At 59.7% G+C, this 15,043-nt stretch carries 18 protein-coding genes; 7 read left to right on the top strand and 11 right to left on the bottom strand.

Features of this window, described 5'->3' with window-relative positions:
• Positions 1-142: 142 nt before the first annotated feature.
• Positions 143-373, bottom strand: a complete 231-nt coding sequence (locus DTW90_RS00390; protein WP_149335968.1) for a hypothetical protein — start codon at positions 371-373, stop codon at positions 143-145.
• Positions 374-527: 154 nt separating this feature from the next.
• The gene (locus tag DTW90_RS00385) at positions 528-830 is read right to left on the bottom strand and encodes a DUF1330 domain-containing protein (protein ID WP_149335967.1); all 303 of its coding nucleotides are present in this window, start codon (positions 828-830) and stop codon (positions 528-530) included.
• 492 nt (positions 831-1,322) lie between these two features.
• Here DTW90_RS00385 and DTW90_RS00380 point away from each other — a divergent pair, with 492 nt between their 5' ends.
• Together DTW90_RS00380 and DTW90_RS00375 are read left to right on the top strand one after the other, a co-directional pair.
• On the top strand, positions 1,323-1,997 hold the full coding sequence (locus DTW90_RS00380; RefSeq protein WP_132523979.1) for a type 1 glutamine amidotransferase domain-containing protein: 675 nt from the start codon (positions 1,323-1,325) through the stop codon (positions 1,995-1,997).
• 400 nt (positions 1,998-2,397) lie between these two features.
• Positions 2,398-2,982: a hypothetical protein gene (locus DTW90_RS00375; protein ID WP_149335966.1), complete on the top strand. Its 585-nt coding sequence runs from the start codon at positions 2,398-2,400 to the stop codon at positions 2,980-2,982.
• Here DTW90_RS00375 and DTW90_RS00370 read toward each other — a convergent pair.
• On the bottom strand, positions 2,954-3,199 hold the full coding sequence (locus tag DTW90_RS00370; protein ID WP_149335965.1) for a hypothetical protein: 246 nt from the start codon (positions 3,197-3,199) through the stop codon (positions 2,954-2,956). The two genes, DTW90_RS00375 and DTW90_RS00370, sit on opposite strands and share 29 nt — an antisense overlap.
• Positions 3,200-3,319: 120 nt before the next feature.
• Between DTW90_RS00370 and DTW90_RS00365 the strand changes: the two genes are divergently transcribed.
• The gene (locus DTW90_RS00365; RefSeq protein ID WP_149335964.1) at positions 3,320-4,216 is read left to right on the top strand and encodes a LysR family transcriptional regulator; all 897 of its coding nucleotides are present in this window, start codon (positions 3,320-3,322) and stop codon (positions 4,214-4,216) included.
• Positions 4,217-4,307: 91 nt separating this feature from the next.
• On the opposite strand, the gene DTW90_RS00360 is transcribed toward DTW90_RS00365, so the two are convergent.
• From DTW90_RS00360 to DTW90_RS00330, 7 genes are all read right to left on the bottom strand, one after another.
• Positions 4,308-6,311 carry an ASKHA domain-containing protein gene (locus DTW90_RS00360; protein WP_149336973.1) on the bottom strand — a complete coding sequence of 668 codons (2,004 nt, stop codon included), beginning with the start codon at positions 6,309-6,311 and terminating at the stop codon, positions 4,308-4,310.
• A gap of 48 nt (positions 6,312-6,359) precedes the next feature.
• Positions 6,360-6,713: a hypothetical protein gene (locus tag DTW90_RS00355; protein ID WP_132523983.1), complete on the bottom strand. Its 354-nt coding sequence runs from the start codon at positions 6,711-6,713 to the stop codon at positions 6,360-6,362.
• On the bottom strand, positions 6,710-7,681 hold the full coding sequence (locus DTW90_RS00350) for a methyltetrahydrofolate cobalamin methyltransferase (protein ID WP_149335963.1): 972 nt from the start codon (positions 7,679-7,681) through the stop codon (positions 6,710-6,712). The genes DTW90_RS00355 and DTW90_RS00350 overlap by 4 nt, the downstream gene beginning before the upstream one ends.
• A 98-nt stretch (positions 7,682-7,779) precedes the next feature.
• Positions 7,780-8,880 (bottom strand): methylenetetrahydrofolate reductase, encoded by a 1,101-nt coding sequence (locus DTW90_RS00345; RefSeq protein ID WP_149335962.1) that lies wholly within the window; start codon positions 8,878-8,880, stop codon positions 7,780-7,782.
• A 3-nt stretch (positions 8,881-8,883) separates the two neighbouring features.
• The gene (locus DTW90_RS00340) at positions 8,884-9,462 is read right to left on the bottom strand and encodes a methylenetetrahydrofolate reductase C-terminal domain-containing protein (protein ID WP_149335961.1); all 579 of its coding nucleotides are present in this window, start codon (positions 9,460-9,462) and stop codon (positions 8,884-8,886) included.
• Positions 9,455-9,754 carry a virulence factor gene (locus DTW90_RS00335; RefSeq protein WP_149335960.1) on the bottom strand — a complete coding sequence of 100 codons (300 nt, stop codon included), beginning with the start codon at positions 9,752-9,754 and terminating at the stop codon, positions 9,455-9,457. Before DTW90_RS00335 ends, DTW90_RS00340 begins: the two co-directional genes overlap by 8 nt.
• Before the next feature lie 239 nt (positions 9,755-9,993).
• Complete coding sequence (locus DTW90_RS00330) at positions 9,994-10,584, bottom strand: DUF1638 domain-containing protein (protein ID WP_149335959.1); 591 nt, start codon at positions 10,582-10,584, stop codon at positions 9,994-9,996.
• 71 nt (positions 10,585-10,655) lie between these two features.
• Between DTW90_RS00330 and DTW90_RS00325 the strand changes: the two genes are divergently transcribed.
• Positions 10,656-10,814 carry an entericidin gene (locus tag DTW90_RS00325; protein WP_149335958.1) on the top strand — a complete coding sequence of 53 codons (159 nt, stop codon included), beginning with the start codon at positions 10,656-10,658 and terminating at the stop codon, positions 10,812-10,814.
• A gap of 56 nt (positions 10,815-10,870) precedes the next feature.
• Here the strand turns inward: DTW90_RS00325 and DTW90_RS00320 are convergent, their stop codons facing one another.
• Positions 10,871-11,572 carry a B12-binding domain-containing protein gene (locus DTW90_RS00320; RefSeq protein ID WP_132523990.1) on the bottom strand — a complete coding sequence of 234 codons (702 nt, stop codon included), beginning with the start codon at positions 11,570-11,572 and terminating at the stop codon, positions 10,871-10,873.
• 282 nt (positions 11,573-11,854) lie between these two features.
• On the opposite strand from DTW90_RS00320, the gene DTW90_RS00315 reads away from it, so the two are divergent.
• The 3 genes from DTW90_RS00315 to DTW90_RS00305 all read left to right on the top strand — a co-directional run bounded on the left by DTW90_RS00315 (position 11,855) and on the right by DTW90_RS00305 (position 15,043).
• Positions 11,855-13,435, top strand: a complete 1,581-nt coding sequence (locus tag DTW90_RS00315; protein ID WP_132523991.1) for a trimethylamine methyltransferase family protein — start codon at positions 11,855-11,857, stop codon at positions 13,433-13,435.
• Positions 13,436-13,536: 101 nt separating this feature from the next.
• Positions 13,537-14,226, top strand: a complete 690-nt coding sequence (locus DTW90_RS00310; RefSeq protein WP_149335957.1) for a 4Fe-4S dicluster domain-containing protein — start codon at positions 13,537-13,539, stop codon at positions 14,224-14,226.
• Positions 14,227-14,302: 76 nt separating this feature from the next.
• Positions 14,303-15,043 (top strand): phosphodiester glycosidase family protein, encoded by a 741-nt coding sequence (locus DTW90_RS00305; protein ID WP_246664892.1) that lies wholly within the window; start codon positions 14,303-14,305, stop codon positions 15,041-15,043.

Here is a 15,043-nt window from a genome sequence, read left to right as displayed (position 1 = left end):
TCTAAACTTGATGACGTCACAGCGCCGCAGAGAGCGGTCTTCGCCGGTACTTGTTTTTTATGTGTATGAAAATCAATGTAAAAACGGGAAGTGAAATTGGGGAAGAGCAGCGCTGCTTGGGGTTGAGCGCTGCTCTCAAATTTTATCGCATGTCGCAATCATTGCATCCCCTTGCGGCGATTGCGATGTCGGTTGCTGGCCAGCCGAAATCCTTGCGCATGTCGAAGGACATGGATTCAATTTCACGCGCATCGCGCCACTGCTGCCACTTGTCGGCAAGCCGGCCTGCATAGGCGGAGATTTGCGTAAAGATACCGCTGTCGGAATGAAGCGAGTGCCCCCGTCCGCTGTTTCTATACATGATCGTCGTCATTTCAAGGTTCCTTTTGCCTCATGTGGTCAAAAGGTCGCGACCCTTGCGTATCTATATGGGTGTATTCGATCAATCATTCAAACGAATAGATCTTATAGTTGTCATAAAAGATATTGAACTGAGGGATGGGCAAGAGCGTGAGGGCTCGTCGTCGTTACGCTCCCGGCGCCGGAACGCCTTCAACGATAAAGACGCGATATTCAGCGCCCTTCAGGCGGTGTACCCGGGCGTCCTGGTAAAGCGGACTGTCATACCAGGCTTGAGCGGCATCCATCGTCGGAAACTCTATGATGACAGATCCGTCTACTGTGGGGCCCTCCAGCGTCCTGGACGGTCCGTAGAAGGCGAGCGCCTTCATATCGCGACCTTCTCTCGCAAGAGGCGCCATCTGCCCATATGTCTTGAATTCCTCGGGATTCGTGATGCGGTCACGGACGAATACAACATAGGCGCTCATTTTGGTTCCTTTCCTCTTGCAATCCGACGCTCGTGATCTCCAATCAGTGACATCGTCAACTGACCTTGTCGAGCCAGCTCCAGCAAAACGCAGGTCGGCCCCCGGCGAAATTATCATGGAGTGAACTACCAAAGGAGGAACTTTCGTTCGAAATCGAATGAAGCTATATTGCCGCCGTCCGGCAAAGCTGGGGTGCCGGAGGGGGTAGAATACTTTAACGAAGTCGCCGTGTAGCCGCCTTAACCTGGCTTGGTAAGCAAGGTTAAGGCTGGGGCCCGATACCTGTTGCCAGATAGATCCGCAGACTTTCCCTGGTGCGCAAGAATTCGCTTTCGCAGTTTCGCAACCGAATTTGCGTGAGGAACATCGTGGCTTGCCAAATTATGGGCCTATTGGTCTTCCGGAGGGCGGCCGATTCCGGTCCTCGGCCCGGATTACAAACGCCGAACATGTGAACTCGCATCTGCATCATCGTTGATCAAGGAGAGAGGCATGACACAACACGTTCTGTTCATTGTGACCAACGCGGCCGCGATCGGCCCGAACAACCGCAAGACTGGTTTCTTTTTCGCCGAGGTCGCGCATCCTTTCGATGTCCTCGACAAGGCGGGAATTGCGGTAGAATTCGCGTCGCCCGCGGGCGGATGGACACCGTACGACGCGTACGATGAAAAGGATCCTGCCCAAAAGCAATTTATGGAAAGCAAGGCATTTCGTCGGCTCAATCGCAGCCGAAAGCTGTCTGAGGTGGATGCGTCTGACTACGACGCGATCCTTATCCCGGGTGGGCTTGGCCCGATGGTCGACATCCAGCGCAATTCCGATGTCCAAAAGGCTGTCGTGCGCGCATGGACCACGGGCAAGCTGGTGACCGCTGTTTGTCACGGGCCATGCTCGTTGCTGAGCGTAGACCTTGGCGATGGCACGCCATTTGTGCGCGGAAAGAAGCTGACATCCTTCTCGAAAAAGGAAGAGTACGACTACGCGCGCGAGGACGTGCCATATGAGCTTGAGGACGCATTGAGGGCGGAGGGCGCCGTGTACTCGTCCGTTGCAAACTGGGAGCCTCATGTTGTCGTTGATGGCCGTCTCATCACCGGTCAGAACCCTGCCTCGGCGGGACCACTGGCAAAGGAATTGCTCGCCGCTCTGAAAAAGTTGGCGTGAGGTGATGAAGGGTCGGCTGCCCTGTGGGGATCGCGGGGCAGCCGGCCAGTCGTACGCGATCATGAGCCGCCGGCTCTAAGGACTCATATCCAGGCGCGTCGCGAACGCTTTCTGACCTCCTGCGGGGTGGTTTGCCTTTCGAATTTTGAAATATTAGCGCAAGGCCTATACTTATTGACCTCCATCTGCACCGAAGGGACGATGGTGAGCGTTACTTGCGTTTGAAATTGAGGAAAGCGGCCATCAAGCCATCGGCGAATCAAATTTCCTCCACGAGTGCGCTTTATCAGGCACTTAGCAGAAGCAAACCGAATTTCCGTCGACATTTGACCGCAAATGCTATCGATGTAACATTACACTACCCGATAGTGATGATCTGTTTGAGAAGAGAAGAATACTGATGTCGGCGAGATTTGATTATTTTGTCAAAATAGTAGCAGCGACGTGGATTGCGGCATTTCTTTCCTTGCCCGGCATGGCGATCGCCGAGGGCAATGGCGGCGGAGGCGATGGGATTGACAATGCCGACGTCCCCTTGACCGAATTCGTGACGACAAGCACCGCCCGTAACATTCAAGCCGTTCAAGCCGAATGTTCTGCGCGCGACAACATCTATCAGTTGGACTGCCTTCGTCAGGGATTGGAACTGGTCTGGCGGCGCTTGCCCTATCACGGCGACTATGGCCCGATGCGGGAGGCAATTCAAAGGGCAAGTGCCGCCATGTCCGGCATCATCAATGCCAACGCCGATACGAACACGCCTAGGCTGGATAGCGGGCTGAATGCCAATTCGCGTTTTCAGGCGAGAAGGCATTATACGCCGATCCTGAAGGACAAGCTTGCGTCTGCCAGTGCGGCGACCCGGCAGGCGCTTGGAAAACTCGAAACGTCGTTGGATAGTCTCGGCGAGAAATCCGCGATCTGGAACCAGAACTATTCGCGTATCGCGGCGTTGATCAGGCAGATCGCAGCGCACCTGCCTTGATGGGTCTGAACTGAATCACTGACGGCGAGCCTTCAGATTGCCCCGAAGAGGGTGCGATGTGGTGGTCCAATGGGAGGCCCCGCGCGTTGACATCGTCGACGAGATGCGGCGGAAGCCGCGCCATGTCCTTGAGTGTCTTGTTGCTCTCGGTTGGCCAGTTTTGGCGGGTCCGGGTCGTCTCGAAGAGGTAAATGACTTCCTGAAGCGATGCGATCATGATCAGACTCCTTTCCGGCTGTCTGCTTTGTTTTTGTTGTCTCTAATATGGTCTGTCGTTGACATTCAGGCAAACGAAATGATATGGTCATAAAGATCAGAAAAATTGAAAGATGAGACGATGACCATTTCTCTTCGCCGTCCCATTCCGTTGCTCGACAACGAAGTTCTGCGGACCTTCGTCGCCATTGCCGAGACAGGTAATTTTTCCACTGCCGCGGATGCGGTTTTCCGGACGCCATCTGCGGTCTCGATGCAGATCAAGAAGCTTGAGGAACAGCTCGGCGTGATCCTCTTTCTGCGCGATGCGCGCTCCGTCAGTCTGACGCAGCATGGCGAGATGCTGCTTACCTATGCCCGCAATATATTGGCGTTGTCGAACGAGGCGGTTTCTCGGTTCATCATGCCGGAGCTTGCCGGCGTGGTTCGGCTTGGCGCGCCCGATGATATCGGCGAACGGCTTCTGCCGAGCATCCTCAAGAGCTTCTCGGAAAGCTACCCGGGCATCATGGTCGACGTAACGGTCGACATGAGCATCAACCTTAAGAAGCGCATGGAAGAGCAAAGGCTTGATCTTGCACTGATCAATTGCTCGACCAAGCCTTTTCCGACTGAGGGCGAAATTATCTATACCGAGCGGCTCGTCTGGGCGGGGGCAAAATGCGGTACGGCCTATCGCCGCGATCCTCTGCCGATCTCCATCTGGGAGGACGGCTGCATCTGGCGTTCTGATGCCATCACCAAGCTCGAGCAGAATGGCCGGCCGTTCCGGATTGCGTTCCTCAGTGCCCACACGATGGCACAGCGCGCAGCCGTCGTGTCGGACCTGGCGATTGCGCCGTTCCCCCGGTCCTATATTACCGATGATATGAGGATATTGGGCACGAACGAAGGCTTGCCGGACCTGACATCCTTCGACATCCGCCTGCTGACCGCGTCGCAGATGACCGATCCCATCCGTGCGGTTGCCAACAGTATCCGCGAAGCTTTCGTGGAAATTGCCCGCGTCGCTGCTTGACGGACTTTCTCTCCCTCATTCCTGTCACAAGGACAGGAGTGACGAAAGAGAATGAGGCGCCCCGTCATCGTTTCTGGGGCGCTCGGTCGTATTATTCTCTGCTGCGCCGGCGCCGGCGTCCGCCACCATCGCCGCCGCTATCATCGGCAAGGACCTTGCGCTCGGGTAGGGTGATCACCTTCGACAGTTCCGGGAAGGCATCGACCTTGTTCGGTAGCGCCATGGCGTAGACGAAATGCTCCTGAAATTTTGATTCAAGAGCCGTCTCTATCTTCTCGATTTTGCTGACAGTTTCCTCGATCTCGCGGCGGTAGTCGCGGTTGAGGAGAGCCATGCGCGCGCCGGTGCCGGCGGCGTTGCCGACGGCCTTGACCTTGTCGAGCGGGCAGTCTGGAATGAGGCCGAGGACCATGGCGTACATCGGGTCGATGAAGGTGCCGAAAGCGCCGGCGAGGCCGATGCGGTCGACATGGGTGACGCCCTGCTTGTCCATCAACAGCTTCACGCCGGCATAGAGAGCGGCCTTGGCGAGCTGGATAGCGCGCACGTCATTCTGCGTTACGGTGATGCGCTGGGCGCCCTCGTGCAGCAGGTAGGAGAAGGTGCGGCCGTTCTGCAGGATGCGCGGCGAGCGGGCGGCCATGCTGCCGTCGACGACGCCGTCCTCGGAGATGATGCCTGATAGAAACATCTCGGCGACCACCTCGATGATGGCAGAGCCGCAGATGCCCGTTATACCGACCTTTTCGGCTGCTTCGGCAAAGCCCGGCTCATCTGACCAGGGCTCGACGCCGATCACGCGGAAGCGGGGTTCCAGCGTCGAGGGATCGATGCGGACGCGCTCGATGGCGCCGGGCGCTGCGCGCTGGCCGCTGGAGATTTCGGCGCCCTCGAAGGCGGGGCCTGTTGGCGAGGAGGCCGCGACAACGCGCGTGCGGTTGCCGAGCACGATTTCGGCATTGGTACCGATATCGACGAGCAGCATCATCTCATCCTGGCGGTGCGGGCCTTCGGCAAGCGTGGCCGCCGCGGCATCGGCGCCGACATGGCCGGCGATGCAGGGCAACATGTACACGCGCGTGCCCTTGTTCATCGGCAGGCCGATCTCGGAGGACTTGAGATGGACGGCGCCAGACACGGCCAGCGCGAAGGGCGCGCCGCCAAGTTCCGTCGGGTCGATGCCGAGGAAGAGGTGGTGCATGATCGGGTTGCCGACGAAGACGGCGTCGAGAATGTCTTCGCGCGAAACGCCACCGTCGGTGCAGACCTTGTCGATCAGGCCATTCAGGGCTTCGCGGACAGCCGTCGTCATGCCCTCGCGGCCATCCGGGTTCATCATCACATAGGAGACGCGGCTCATCAGATCTTCGCCGAAGCGGATCTGCGGATTGGACGTGCCGGCCGACGCCACCGTGCGGCCAGAGAGCAGTGACGACAGATGCATGGCGATGGTGGTCGAGCCGATATCGCAGGCAATGCCGTAGGCCTCGTTCTTCAGGCCGGGGTAAAGCGCGATCAGGTGCGGACGGGCGGTCTCCTCGTCCTTGTAGATTGCGGCTGTGACTTTCCATTCGCCCTTGCGCAGGATCGACTGGACCTGCGGGATCAGGTGGAAATCGACTTCGAGGTTCTCGTATTTCCAGTCGGTCGCGATCGCCGCCTTCAGCCGATCGAGATCGCCTGATGGCTTGTGCATGTCGGGCTCTTCGACCTCGACATAGCACATGTGCAGCGCCGCATTGCGCTCGATGACGCGGGCATCGGCATCCTTGCGGACGACCTGGGCATTGATGACGGTATCCTGCGGCACATCGATGACGAGGTCGCCTTGGATGAGCGCGGAGCAGGAGAGGCGACGGCCATCCGGTAGACTGCGCACGGAGGCATAGCGCTGCTCCTTCGGGCCGATCGGCGAGAGGTGATCCAGCGAGGAGACGATCTGATGCTTGGCGAAATTGCCTTCCTGCACGGAAACCTGACAGCGACCGCAGGTGGCGCGGCCGCCGCAAACGCTTTCCACATAGACGCCGAGCTGGCGGGCGGCATCCAGCACCGGCATGCCGAGCGGGAAGCGTCCACGCTTGCCCGAAGGCATGAAGAGGACGAGGGCGTCGGTCCGGTCAGGTCTGCTGGAATCCACTTTTCAATCTTTCTTCACTGACAGTCTGCGCACGTTCGAGCGAACGCGCTTGCTATAGGGCTTGACCGCCGCCTCGGCGATCTTCTCGGCCGTGCGACCGGCCGAGGCAGGCTTTCGTCCCGATGCCATGGCGAAGGACGCATCGACCGCCTGCTGTGCGAAGGCCAGATTGAGCGCCACCATGCTTTCGGCCGTCGCCGCCATCTTTTCGGTCACCATGCGGTTGAACTCGGCCGAGGACTTCGAGCCGCCGGTCATCATTTCCATCGCAGCGGCCTGCGTCCGCATGGCGATCACCATAGGCGCCTCGAACCACAGGCTGATCAGATCACGGCCAAGTCCACGGTTGGGCGTCATTCGCTTCGCGCTCCGGCACCCGCACGTGCTGCCCGGCCGCCGCGGCGGCCACCGCCTGCGGAGGCGGATGCCGTGGCGCTGGCGGATGCGGAGGCACCGGCTTCCGCCGGCTTATAGTCGCGGTAGGTCATGATCCAGTTGCCGCAGTTCGGGTCGGTGCCGTTCAGCACGTTGGCGGCGCGGACGGCTTCCATTTCCTGCGGGCGGCAAGGGTTCATGATCGCCGAAGTCATGCCGGCGCCGATGACCATCGGAATGAAGCCGGCATTGATGCCGTGGCGATGCGGCAGGCCGAAGGAGATGTTGGAAAGGCCGCAGGTGGTGTTGACCTTGAGTTCGTTGCGCAGCCGGTGCAGCAGTGCAAAGACCTGGCGGCCGGCGTCACCCAGCGCGCCGATCGGCATAACGAGCGGATCGACGACAACGTCTTCCGGCTTGATGCCATAGTCCATGGCGCGCTCGACGATCTTCTTGGCAACGGCGAAGCGGACGTCGGGGTCCATCGAGATGCCCGTTTCGTCGTTGGAGATCGCGACGACGGGAACGTCGTATTTCTTGACGAGCGGCAGGATCGCCTCGAGCTTTTCTTCCTCGCCGGTGACGGAATTGACCAGCGGACGGCCCTTGGCGACCTTGAGGCCGGCTTCGATGGCTGCCGTCACGGAGCTGTCGATCGACAGCGGCAGGTCGACGAGGCCCTGGACGATTTCCAGCGTCTTCACCAGCAGGCCGGGCTCGGTTGCGTTCGGATCGACTGCTGTCACACCGGCATTGACGTCGAGCATAGTGGCGCCGGCGGCGGCTTGTTCCAGCGCGTCCTTGATGACCGTGTCGAAATTGCCTTCCATCATTTCGGCGGCAAGCTTCTTGCGGCCGGTCGGGTTGATGCGCTCGCCGATCACGCAGAATGGCTGGTCGAAGCCGATGATGATTTCGCGGGTGGCGGATGCGACGATGGTGCGCGTCATTACTGATCCTTTTGGTCAGGGGGCACGATAGATCTGGTCTATCGTGCCGCGATGGGTGTTACAAGCGAGCCGTGGTCCTCCGCCGGCTCATCTCGAATTCAATGGGTCGGTACGTGATGGGCGGCGATTTCCGCCATCTCCTGCTGGTTCTCTTCCTTGCCTTCGCGAATATGCTCCATGCGTTCTGCGACAAGCTCGTCGCCGCGATTGGCTTCGCGCTTCCAGGGCTGGCGGCCTTTCAGCACGCCGGAATCATGCACCATCTCTGCGACATATTCTTCCTGGCGATAGGCCATGACGTGGATGCCGGCGACGCCCTCGATCTCCTTCACCTCGTTGATGATGTCGATGCAGAGCTGCTTGCCTTCCTTCTTCTGGTCCTCAGCGCCTTCGATGCGCTTGATGATGTCATCAGGGATATGGACGCCGGGCACGTTGGAACGCATCCATTTCGCCGTTCTGGCCGACGCCAACGGACCGACGCCGACGAGGATGAAGCACTTCTCGTGAAATCCGAGATCGCGCACTTTCTTCATGTATTCCCGGAACATCGGTACGTCGTAGCAATACTGGCTCTGGACGAACTGCGCGCCGGCCTCGATCTTCTTGCCGAGGCGGTAGGGGCGGAAATCATAGGGCGGCGCGAAGGGGTTGATGGCTGCGCCGAGAAAAACCTTCGGCGGCTTCGTCAGCTTGCGGCCGGACAGAAACTTGCCGTTATCGCGCATGATGCGAACGGTTTCGAGCAGAGACATGCAATCGAGGTCGAAGACGGGCTTGGCGCCCGGCTGGTCGCCGGCCTGTACGCCGTCGCCGGTCAGGCACATCATGTTGGCGACGCCCATGGCGGCGGCACCCAGCACGTCACCCTGGATGGCGATGCGGTTCTTGTCGCGGCAGGCGATCTGCATGATCGGCGCGTAGCCCATGCGCGTCAGCAGGGCGCAGATGCCCACGGAAGACATGTGGCAGTTCGCGCCGGATGCGTCGACGGCGTTGATGCCGTCCACCCAGCCTTCGAAGACGGAGGCGCGCTCGTAGACGTCTTCCGGATCGGCGCTGTCGGGCGGATTGAGTTCGGCGGTCACGGCGAATTCGCCGCGGCGCAGCACGCGTTCCAGCCGGCCGAGCGAGGAATGGCCAGGCAGGGGATCGAGCGGCAGGTGGACGCCGAGCGGATTTTCGTCGATCTGCGACATGCCTCAGGCTTCCTTTCGTGCCGCTTCGCGGCTTGCCGCTGCCTCGGCCGTCACGCGCAGCCAGGAGGAGGTTTCGCGCAGCGACTGATTGACCGGCTTCTGGATGTTCAGGATCTTGTCGCCTTCGACCATATTGCGGGAGCCCTTCCACGCCTGAACCCAGACGCAGGGCATATCGGGTTCCACCTCGCAGTTGCCATTGGCCCTGACGCCGCCGCAGGGACCATTGCGCAACTGCTTCGGACAGTTCATCGGGCAGGACATGCCGGTCGACGAGAGCGCGCATTGCCCGCACATGCGGCAGTCGAACAGGAAGCCCTTCACATGTCGCTCGACGAAGGTGACGGGGCGCTCGACGCGATCATAGCCGAGGCCTTTCCAGACCGGATGCAGCAGCAGGAAGGCATCGGCGAAGCGCCGATAGAACCACTCGAGGAAACGCGAATTGCGCACCGCCCAGAGACGGATCGTATATTTGTGGCGGGCGCGGCGATTGGGCGAGACGCCGGCCGGCGTATAGGCGCCCGTCGCGGCCTTGCTGGCCGGCGCGGCATTGCCGGGGCGCTGTTTCTCCTCAGCCATTGCGGCCTCCGGATTTCACGAGAGCGACGAGGCGCTCCTTGTCATAGGCGGCTTCCAGCTCGGCGGCGGCCTTGTCGGCTTCGGCTTCGAGATCGTCAGAAACCGGCACCGGATCGGCCTTGCGCCATTCGGCCAGATAGTCGTCTGTCTCGGCAGCGCCAGTCCGCATGGCGCACATGTCGATCGCCTCGGTAAAACGCAGCGACAGCTCACGCTTCGCCGTCTTGCGGCCCTGCTTGATGATGACCTGGGCGGGGATATCCCGCCAGTAGACGACGATGCGATCGGCCATATTCCGAAATTCTCCTCTTTGATGCAGCATGCACATCGGGCTGCTTGCAGACTGCGCTCGCCACGACGCGCGTGATGTCGAAAAGCGACGCTTGCCATCAAGTCGGCGGCGTCAGTTGCTCGCTCGTCGCGGTCAGTGACAGATTCGCGATTTTTGCCTGAAATTCAACTGCTCGGAACGATTGGTAAAGGCCTAACTCAGAACGACGCGCGCCCCTTGATGCGGTGCTCATGTCGCAATTAGACGGCCAGCAATTCCTTGCCGAGGTCGCCATATCCCGTGAAGCGATATTCGTATTCCAGGCCGAGATAATCGGCAGCCTGCCGGGCCTTTTCCTGGAGCCCCGGATCCTCTTCCTGGGAGATGTAGACCAGCTTGCGGTAATTGCCGAAATACATCTCCTTCAGTTCCGGATGCCGGTCGAGACCCAGCGTCTTGACGACGAAGGTGTCGAATTGCCGGGCGAGGAAATCGGTCAGGAAGAAGGAGGTGAAGTCCTCGTCGGCACGGGCGGCGAATTCCTCGTTGCCGGTGAAGAAGGAATAACAGTGAGGGCCGGAAAGGCGCTCGATGCCCTCGCGCTCGCAGATCTTGTCGATGTCGCCGCCGGTGCCGCAATCGGCATAGCCGATGAAGATCTTTTCGAAGCCCTTGGCTCGGGCTTCGGCGATGGCCTTTTCGAGTTCGGGCGCGATCTTCTGCGGATAGCAATGCAGGATCGCGGGAAGACAGTGCAGATCAATATGGTCGAGGGAATTTATCCGGCTCACGGCCAGAATTTCGCGCGCGATCGCTCCGCACGCAATCACGTGAACCTTTTGCGAATTCATGCGTTTAGTGTCCGGCAGGATCGTCTCCGGCTCATTTCGATCAAAACCCATTTTACAAAGGACTCCCGACCATGACCGCATCCAAGATCGCAGTACTCAGCGCAGCGTGCATTGCTCTCATGACCCTTGCCTCGTGCGCCAACACCATTCGCGGCATGGGCAAGGATACTGCCAATACCGTGAATGCAACACAACAGGCTGGTCATACGGTCAAAAAGGCCGCGCAGTAAGATAGTCCGGCAAGGTTGCGGCTCAAAGCCGCAACCTGTCGTTCAACCGGAACGCCTCAGGCGCCAGCCGCAAGCTTGTTGTGCTTGCGCTTCATGAATTCCTTGGCGGTTTCGACCGCCACGGCAGCATCGCGGCAATAGGCGTCGGCACCGACGGCCTTGCCGAATTCCTCGTTCAGCGGCGCGCCGCCGACCAGCACGACGTAATCGTCGCGCATGCCCTTTTCCTTGAGCGTGTCGATGACGACCTTCATGTAAGGCATCGTCGTCGTCAGCAGCGCCGACATGCCGAGAATGTCCGGCTGCTCGCGCTCGATCGCATCGAGATAGTTCTCGACCGGATTGTTGATGCCGAGGTCGACGACGTCGAAGCCTGCACCTTCCATCATCATGCCGACGAGGTTCTTGCCGATGTCGTGGATGTCGCCCTTGACGGTGCCGATGACGAGCTTGCCCTGCTTCGGAGCGCCGGTTGCGGCAAGCAGCGGGCGCAGGATGAACATTCCAGCCTTCATCGCATTGGCGGAGAGAAGCACTTCCGGCACGAAGAGGATGCCGTCGCGGAAGTCGATGCCGACGATGCGCATGCCTTCGACGAGGGCTTCGGTCAGGACATCATAGGGTGCCCAACCGCGCTCCAGGAGAATGTTGGTACCTTCCTCGATTTCCTCTTTCAGGCCATCGTAGAGGTCGTCATGCATCTGCTGCACGAGTTCCTCATCAGACAATTCCGCGAGAATGATTTCGTCGTCAGACATGCTTTCCACCCCATTTGCGCGCTGCTTGAGCGGCTTGCAGACAATATGAGTCACAGGCTTTTATTAAAGACTGCCTGATTAAGAGTTAAACCTCAACCTTCGGAAAACTCTTTTCGAAAGCGACGCCGCCGGAATAAATAACGACGGACGCATTCGGCAATTTGTCGATGCGAATGTCTGTCCTATGCTAATTGCTGGCGCATAAAGGATCGTCTTTGCGACGAAATCGAATAGCATGGCGGCGATAATAGGCGCGCACAGGCGCAGCAGTGAGGAGACATCATGGACGAGATGATCGAACAGCCGGCAGCGGGCGGCGATGGTGGCGGACGGCGTTCGCGTGGCGAGGGCAGGGGTGCGGCAGCACGGCGCGCATCGCGCACCGGCGGCGGCGCAGGTCCTTCGCTTCCCTATATCACCCGCAAGATCGGCGTCTATGAAGTGCTGGACGAAGAGGGACTCCAGCTGATCGAGCGCAATGCCGATACGGTTCTCGAAGAAATCGGCATCGAGTTTCGCGACGATGCGGAAGCCCTGGAGTTGTGGAAGCAAGCTGGTGCCGACATCAAGGGCGAGCGTGTGCATTTCCCGAAAGGCCTCTGCCGCGAACTGCTGAAAACAGCGCCGAAGGAATTCACATGGCATGCGCGCAATCCTGAGCGCAGCGTCCATATCGGCGGCAAGGCGACCGTCTTTGCGCCGGTCTATGGTCCTCCCTTCGTCCGCGACCTCGAAGGCAATCGCCGCTATGCGACGATCGAGGATTTCCGCAATTTCGTGAAGCTTGCCTATATGGCGCCGTCGATGCATTCGTCGGGCGGTACGGTTTGCGAGCCGGTCGATATTCCGGTCAACAAGCGCCATCTGGATATGGTCTACAGCCATATCAAATATTCCGACAAGCCGTTCATGGGCTCGGTGACTGCGCCGGAACGCGCTGAAGATACCGTTGCAATGGCGAAGATGGTGTTCGGCGACGATTTCGTCGAAAACAACTGCGTCACGCTGAACCTCATCAATGCCAACTCGCCGATGGTATTCGACGAGACCATGCTCGGCGCGCTGAAGGTCTATGCGCGGCATAACCAGGCTTCCGTCGTGTCGCCGTTTATCCTGTCCGGGGCGATGAGCCCGGTCACAGTTGCCGGCACGCTGACGCAGATCCTGGCCGAAGTTCTGGCCGGCGCCTCCTTCACGCAGCTGATCCGCAAGGGTTCGCCGGTTCTGTTCGGCACATTCGCTGCGTCGATCTCGATGCAATCAGGCGCGCCGACCTTCGGCACGCCGGAACCGTCGCTGGTTTCCTACGGTGCGGCACAGCTTGCCCGCCGTCTCGGCCTGCCGTTCCGTACCGGCGGTTCGCTCTGCGGCTCCAAGGTTCCGGATGCGCAGGCAGCGCACGAATCGGCCAATACGCTGAATATGACGCTTCTTGCCGGCACCAACTTCGTGCTGCACGCGGCAGGCTGGCTCGAAGGCGGTCTCGTTTCTTCCTATGAGAAGTTCATGATCGACCAGGACCAGCTCGGCATGATGCAGAAGATGGCCGAGGGCGTCGACCTCTCCGAGAACGGTCAGGCGATGGACGCTATCCGCGAGGTCGGTCCCGGCAGCCACTATCTCGGCTGCAACCATACCCAGGCCAGTTTCCAGACGGCCTTCTATCGCTCTGCTCTGGCCGACAACAATTCCTTCGAACAGTGGGAAATCGAAGGCCAGAAGCGCATCGAAGACCGCGCCAATGCGCTCTGCCGCTCCTGGCTCGACCACTACGAAGCGCCGCCGCTCGATCCCGCGATCGACGAGAAGCTGCTCGCCTACATCAAGAGCCGCAAGGACTCGATGCCGGACGCTTTCACCTGAAGAGAGCCCGATCCCGCCAGGGAGCAAGGCGGTGCGGTGCGGGTTGCCGATCTCATTCAGAAAGAGGTCTGGCGGCCGCACTATGGATATAGGGGACCGCGATGAATGGCGGTCCCGCTTTGCTGTCGGATCTAAAGGCAGCCCTTGAGCCGCATGGGATATTCCTGCGCGGCGTCATCGGCTTCGACGGCGATGGGCCGGCATTGAATAACGGGACGCAGGCGCGAACCGTCATTCTGCTCGGCAATATCGGCGGCTCCATCTGGGAGCCGTTTTCTCGTTGGCGTGCACAGCCGGAAAATACTCAGCGTCTCGATCCGCTCGACGATTGGTCGAAGGCCGTGATTGGTCCGGTGGCGGCGCGTTCCGGCGCGACCGCCTATTTCCCCTCCGATCCGCCCTGGCAGCCGTTTCAGCAATGGGCGATGCGGGCGGAGGGTTTGCGGGCCTCACCGCTGGGTATCTTGATTCATCTGGAATACGGGCTCTGGCATGGGTATCGTGGTGCGCTGGGATTTGGCGTAGCGCTCGATATCGCGTCGGCGCCTGTGACGACGGAGCATCCCTGCGATCGATGCGAGACCAAGCCGTGCCTTTCGCACTGTCCGGTCAATGCAGTCACGTCATCCGGCTTCAGCGTCGCGGATTGCCGGTCGCATTTGCGGAGCGGCGAGGGGCAGGCAGGCTGCGTGAAGAAGGGGTGTCTCGCAAGAGCGGCTTGCCCCATAGGCGTCAGCTACCAATATCCGCCCGAACAATTGGCCTTCCACATGGCGGCACTTTCTCTCTAAGCAAAAAACGTCTTCGCTTTTGCCGCATTTTTTCGAATCTGTGTAGATGCGGAACCGGAGCGCGATTTTGATTCGTTTGACGATTGCATTGATCTTGTGGCTAGCGGCTCAGGCGGCTTGGGCGGATGAAGGCTGCCGGAGACTCGACTATCTCGGCGCCCATTACACGGTTTGTACCTTCGATCCCGCCACCTCCGGCATCCGGCTTTACGAATATGACCGCAGCGGCAAGCCCTATGGATCGTTCCGGGCGCTGGAAAACGACCTGCGGCAGGATCGGACTTATGTGCGTTTCGCGATGAACGGCGGAATGTATGACGACGCGCAGGGGCCGGTCGGCCTCTATGTCGAGAACTTCAAGCAGATGAAGGCACTCAACACCAATAGCGGCTGGGGCAATTTTCACCTGTTACCGAATGGCGTCTTCTATATCGAGCCCGGGAAGGCAGGCGTGATGGAGGCCAAGGCCTTCGCCACGTCAGGCATCAAGCCCTTCTACGCCACGCAATCCGGCCCGATGCTTGTTATCGACGGCAAGCTGCATCCATCCTTCCTCGTAGACAGCACGAGCTTGAAGACGAGAAACGGCGTGGGCGTGAATGGAGCCGGGCAGGTGATCTTCGCTCTTTCGGAAGATGCCGTCCGGTTCTACGATTTCGCGACGCTGTTTCGTGACGCGCTTGGCTGCCCGAACGCGCTGTTTCTCGATGGCAGCATTTCCAGCGTCGACATACCGGACTGGCAGCGTCGCGACGGCCTGTTTCCTCTCGGGCCGATCATCGCCGTCACCGAGATGCTGCCCGGCAGCTTCCCTTGA

Origin of the sequence: Neorhizobium sp. P12A, assembly GCF_008365395.1 — a bacterium.
Taxonomy (GTDB): domain Bacteria; phylum Pseudomonadota; class Alphaproteobacteria; order Rhizobiales; family Rhizobiaceae; genus Rhizobium.
This window is presented reverse-complemented; position numbering and strand designations above follow the sequence as displayed.

Bases quoted from the DNA above. Each gene is read 5' to 3' on its own strand.
- DTW90_RS00390 (WP_149335968.1), bottom strand. From the start codon at position 373: ATGACGACGATCATGTATAGAAACAGCGGACGGGGGCACTCGCTTCAT.
- DTW90_RS00385 (WP_149335967.1), bottom strand. From the start codon at position 830: ATGAGCGCCTATGTTGTATTCGTCCGTGACCGCATCACGAATCCCGAG.
- DTW90_RS00380 (WP_132523979.1), top strand. From the start codon at position 1,323: ATGACACAACACGTTCTGTTCATTGTGACCAACGCGGCCGCGATCGGC.
- DTW90_RS00375 (WP_149335966.1), top strand. From the start codon at position 2,398: ATGTCGGCGAGATTTGATTATTTTGTCAAAATAGTAGCAGCGACGTGG.
- DTW90_RS00370 (WP_149335965.1), bottom strand. From the start codon at position 3,199: ATGATCGCATCGCTTCAGGAAGTCATTTACCTCTTCGAGACGACCCGG.
- DTW90_RS00365 (WP_149335964.1), top strand. From the start codon at position 3,320: ATGACCATTTCTCTTCGCCGTCCCATTCCGTTGCTCGACAACGAAGTT.
- DTW90_RS00360 (WP_149336973.1), bottom strand. From the start codon at position 6,311: ATGCCTTCGGGCAAGCGTGGACGCTTCCCGCTCGGCATGCCGGTGCTG.
- DTW90_RS00355 (WP_132523983.1), bottom strand. From the start codon at position 6,713: ATGACGCCCAACCGTGGACTTGGCCGTGATCTGATCAGCCTGTGGTTC.
- DTW90_RS00350 (WP_149335963.1), bottom strand. From the start codon at position 7,681: ATGACGCGCACCATCGTCGCATCCGCCACCCGCGAAATCATCATCGGC.
- DTW90_RS00345 (WP_149335962.1), bottom strand. From the start codon at position 8,880: ATGTCGCAGATCGACGAAAATCCGCTCGGCGTCCACCTGCCGCTCGAT.
- DTW90_RS00340 (WP_149335961.1), bottom strand. From the start codon at position 9,462: ATGGCTGAGGAGAAACAGCGCCCCGGCAATGCCGCGCCGGCCAGCAAG.
- DTW90_RS00335 (WP_149335960.1), bottom strand. From the start codon at position 9,754: ATGGCCGATCGCATCGTCGTCTACTGGCGGGATATCCCCGCCCAGGTC.
- DTW90_RS00330 (WP_149335959.1), bottom strand. From the start codon at position 10,584: ATGAATTCGCAAAAGGTTCACGTGATTGCGTGCGGAGCGATCGCGCGC.
- DTW90_RS00325 (WP_149335958.1), top strand. From the start codon at position 10,656: ATGACCGCATCCAAGATCGCAGTACTCAGCGCAGCGTGCATTGCTCTC.
- DTW90_RS00320 (WP_132523990.1), bottom strand. From the start codon at position 11,572: ATGTCTGACGACGAAATCATTCTCGCGGAATTGTCTGATGAGGAACTC.
- DTW90_RS00315 (WP_132523991.1), top strand. From the start codon at position 11,855: ATGGACGAGATGATCGAACAGCCGGCAGCGGGCGGCGATGGTGGCGGA.
- DTW90_RS00310 (WP_149335957.1), top strand. From the start codon at position 13,537: ATGAATGGCGGTCCCGCTTTGCTGTCGGATCTAAAGGCAGCCCTTGAG.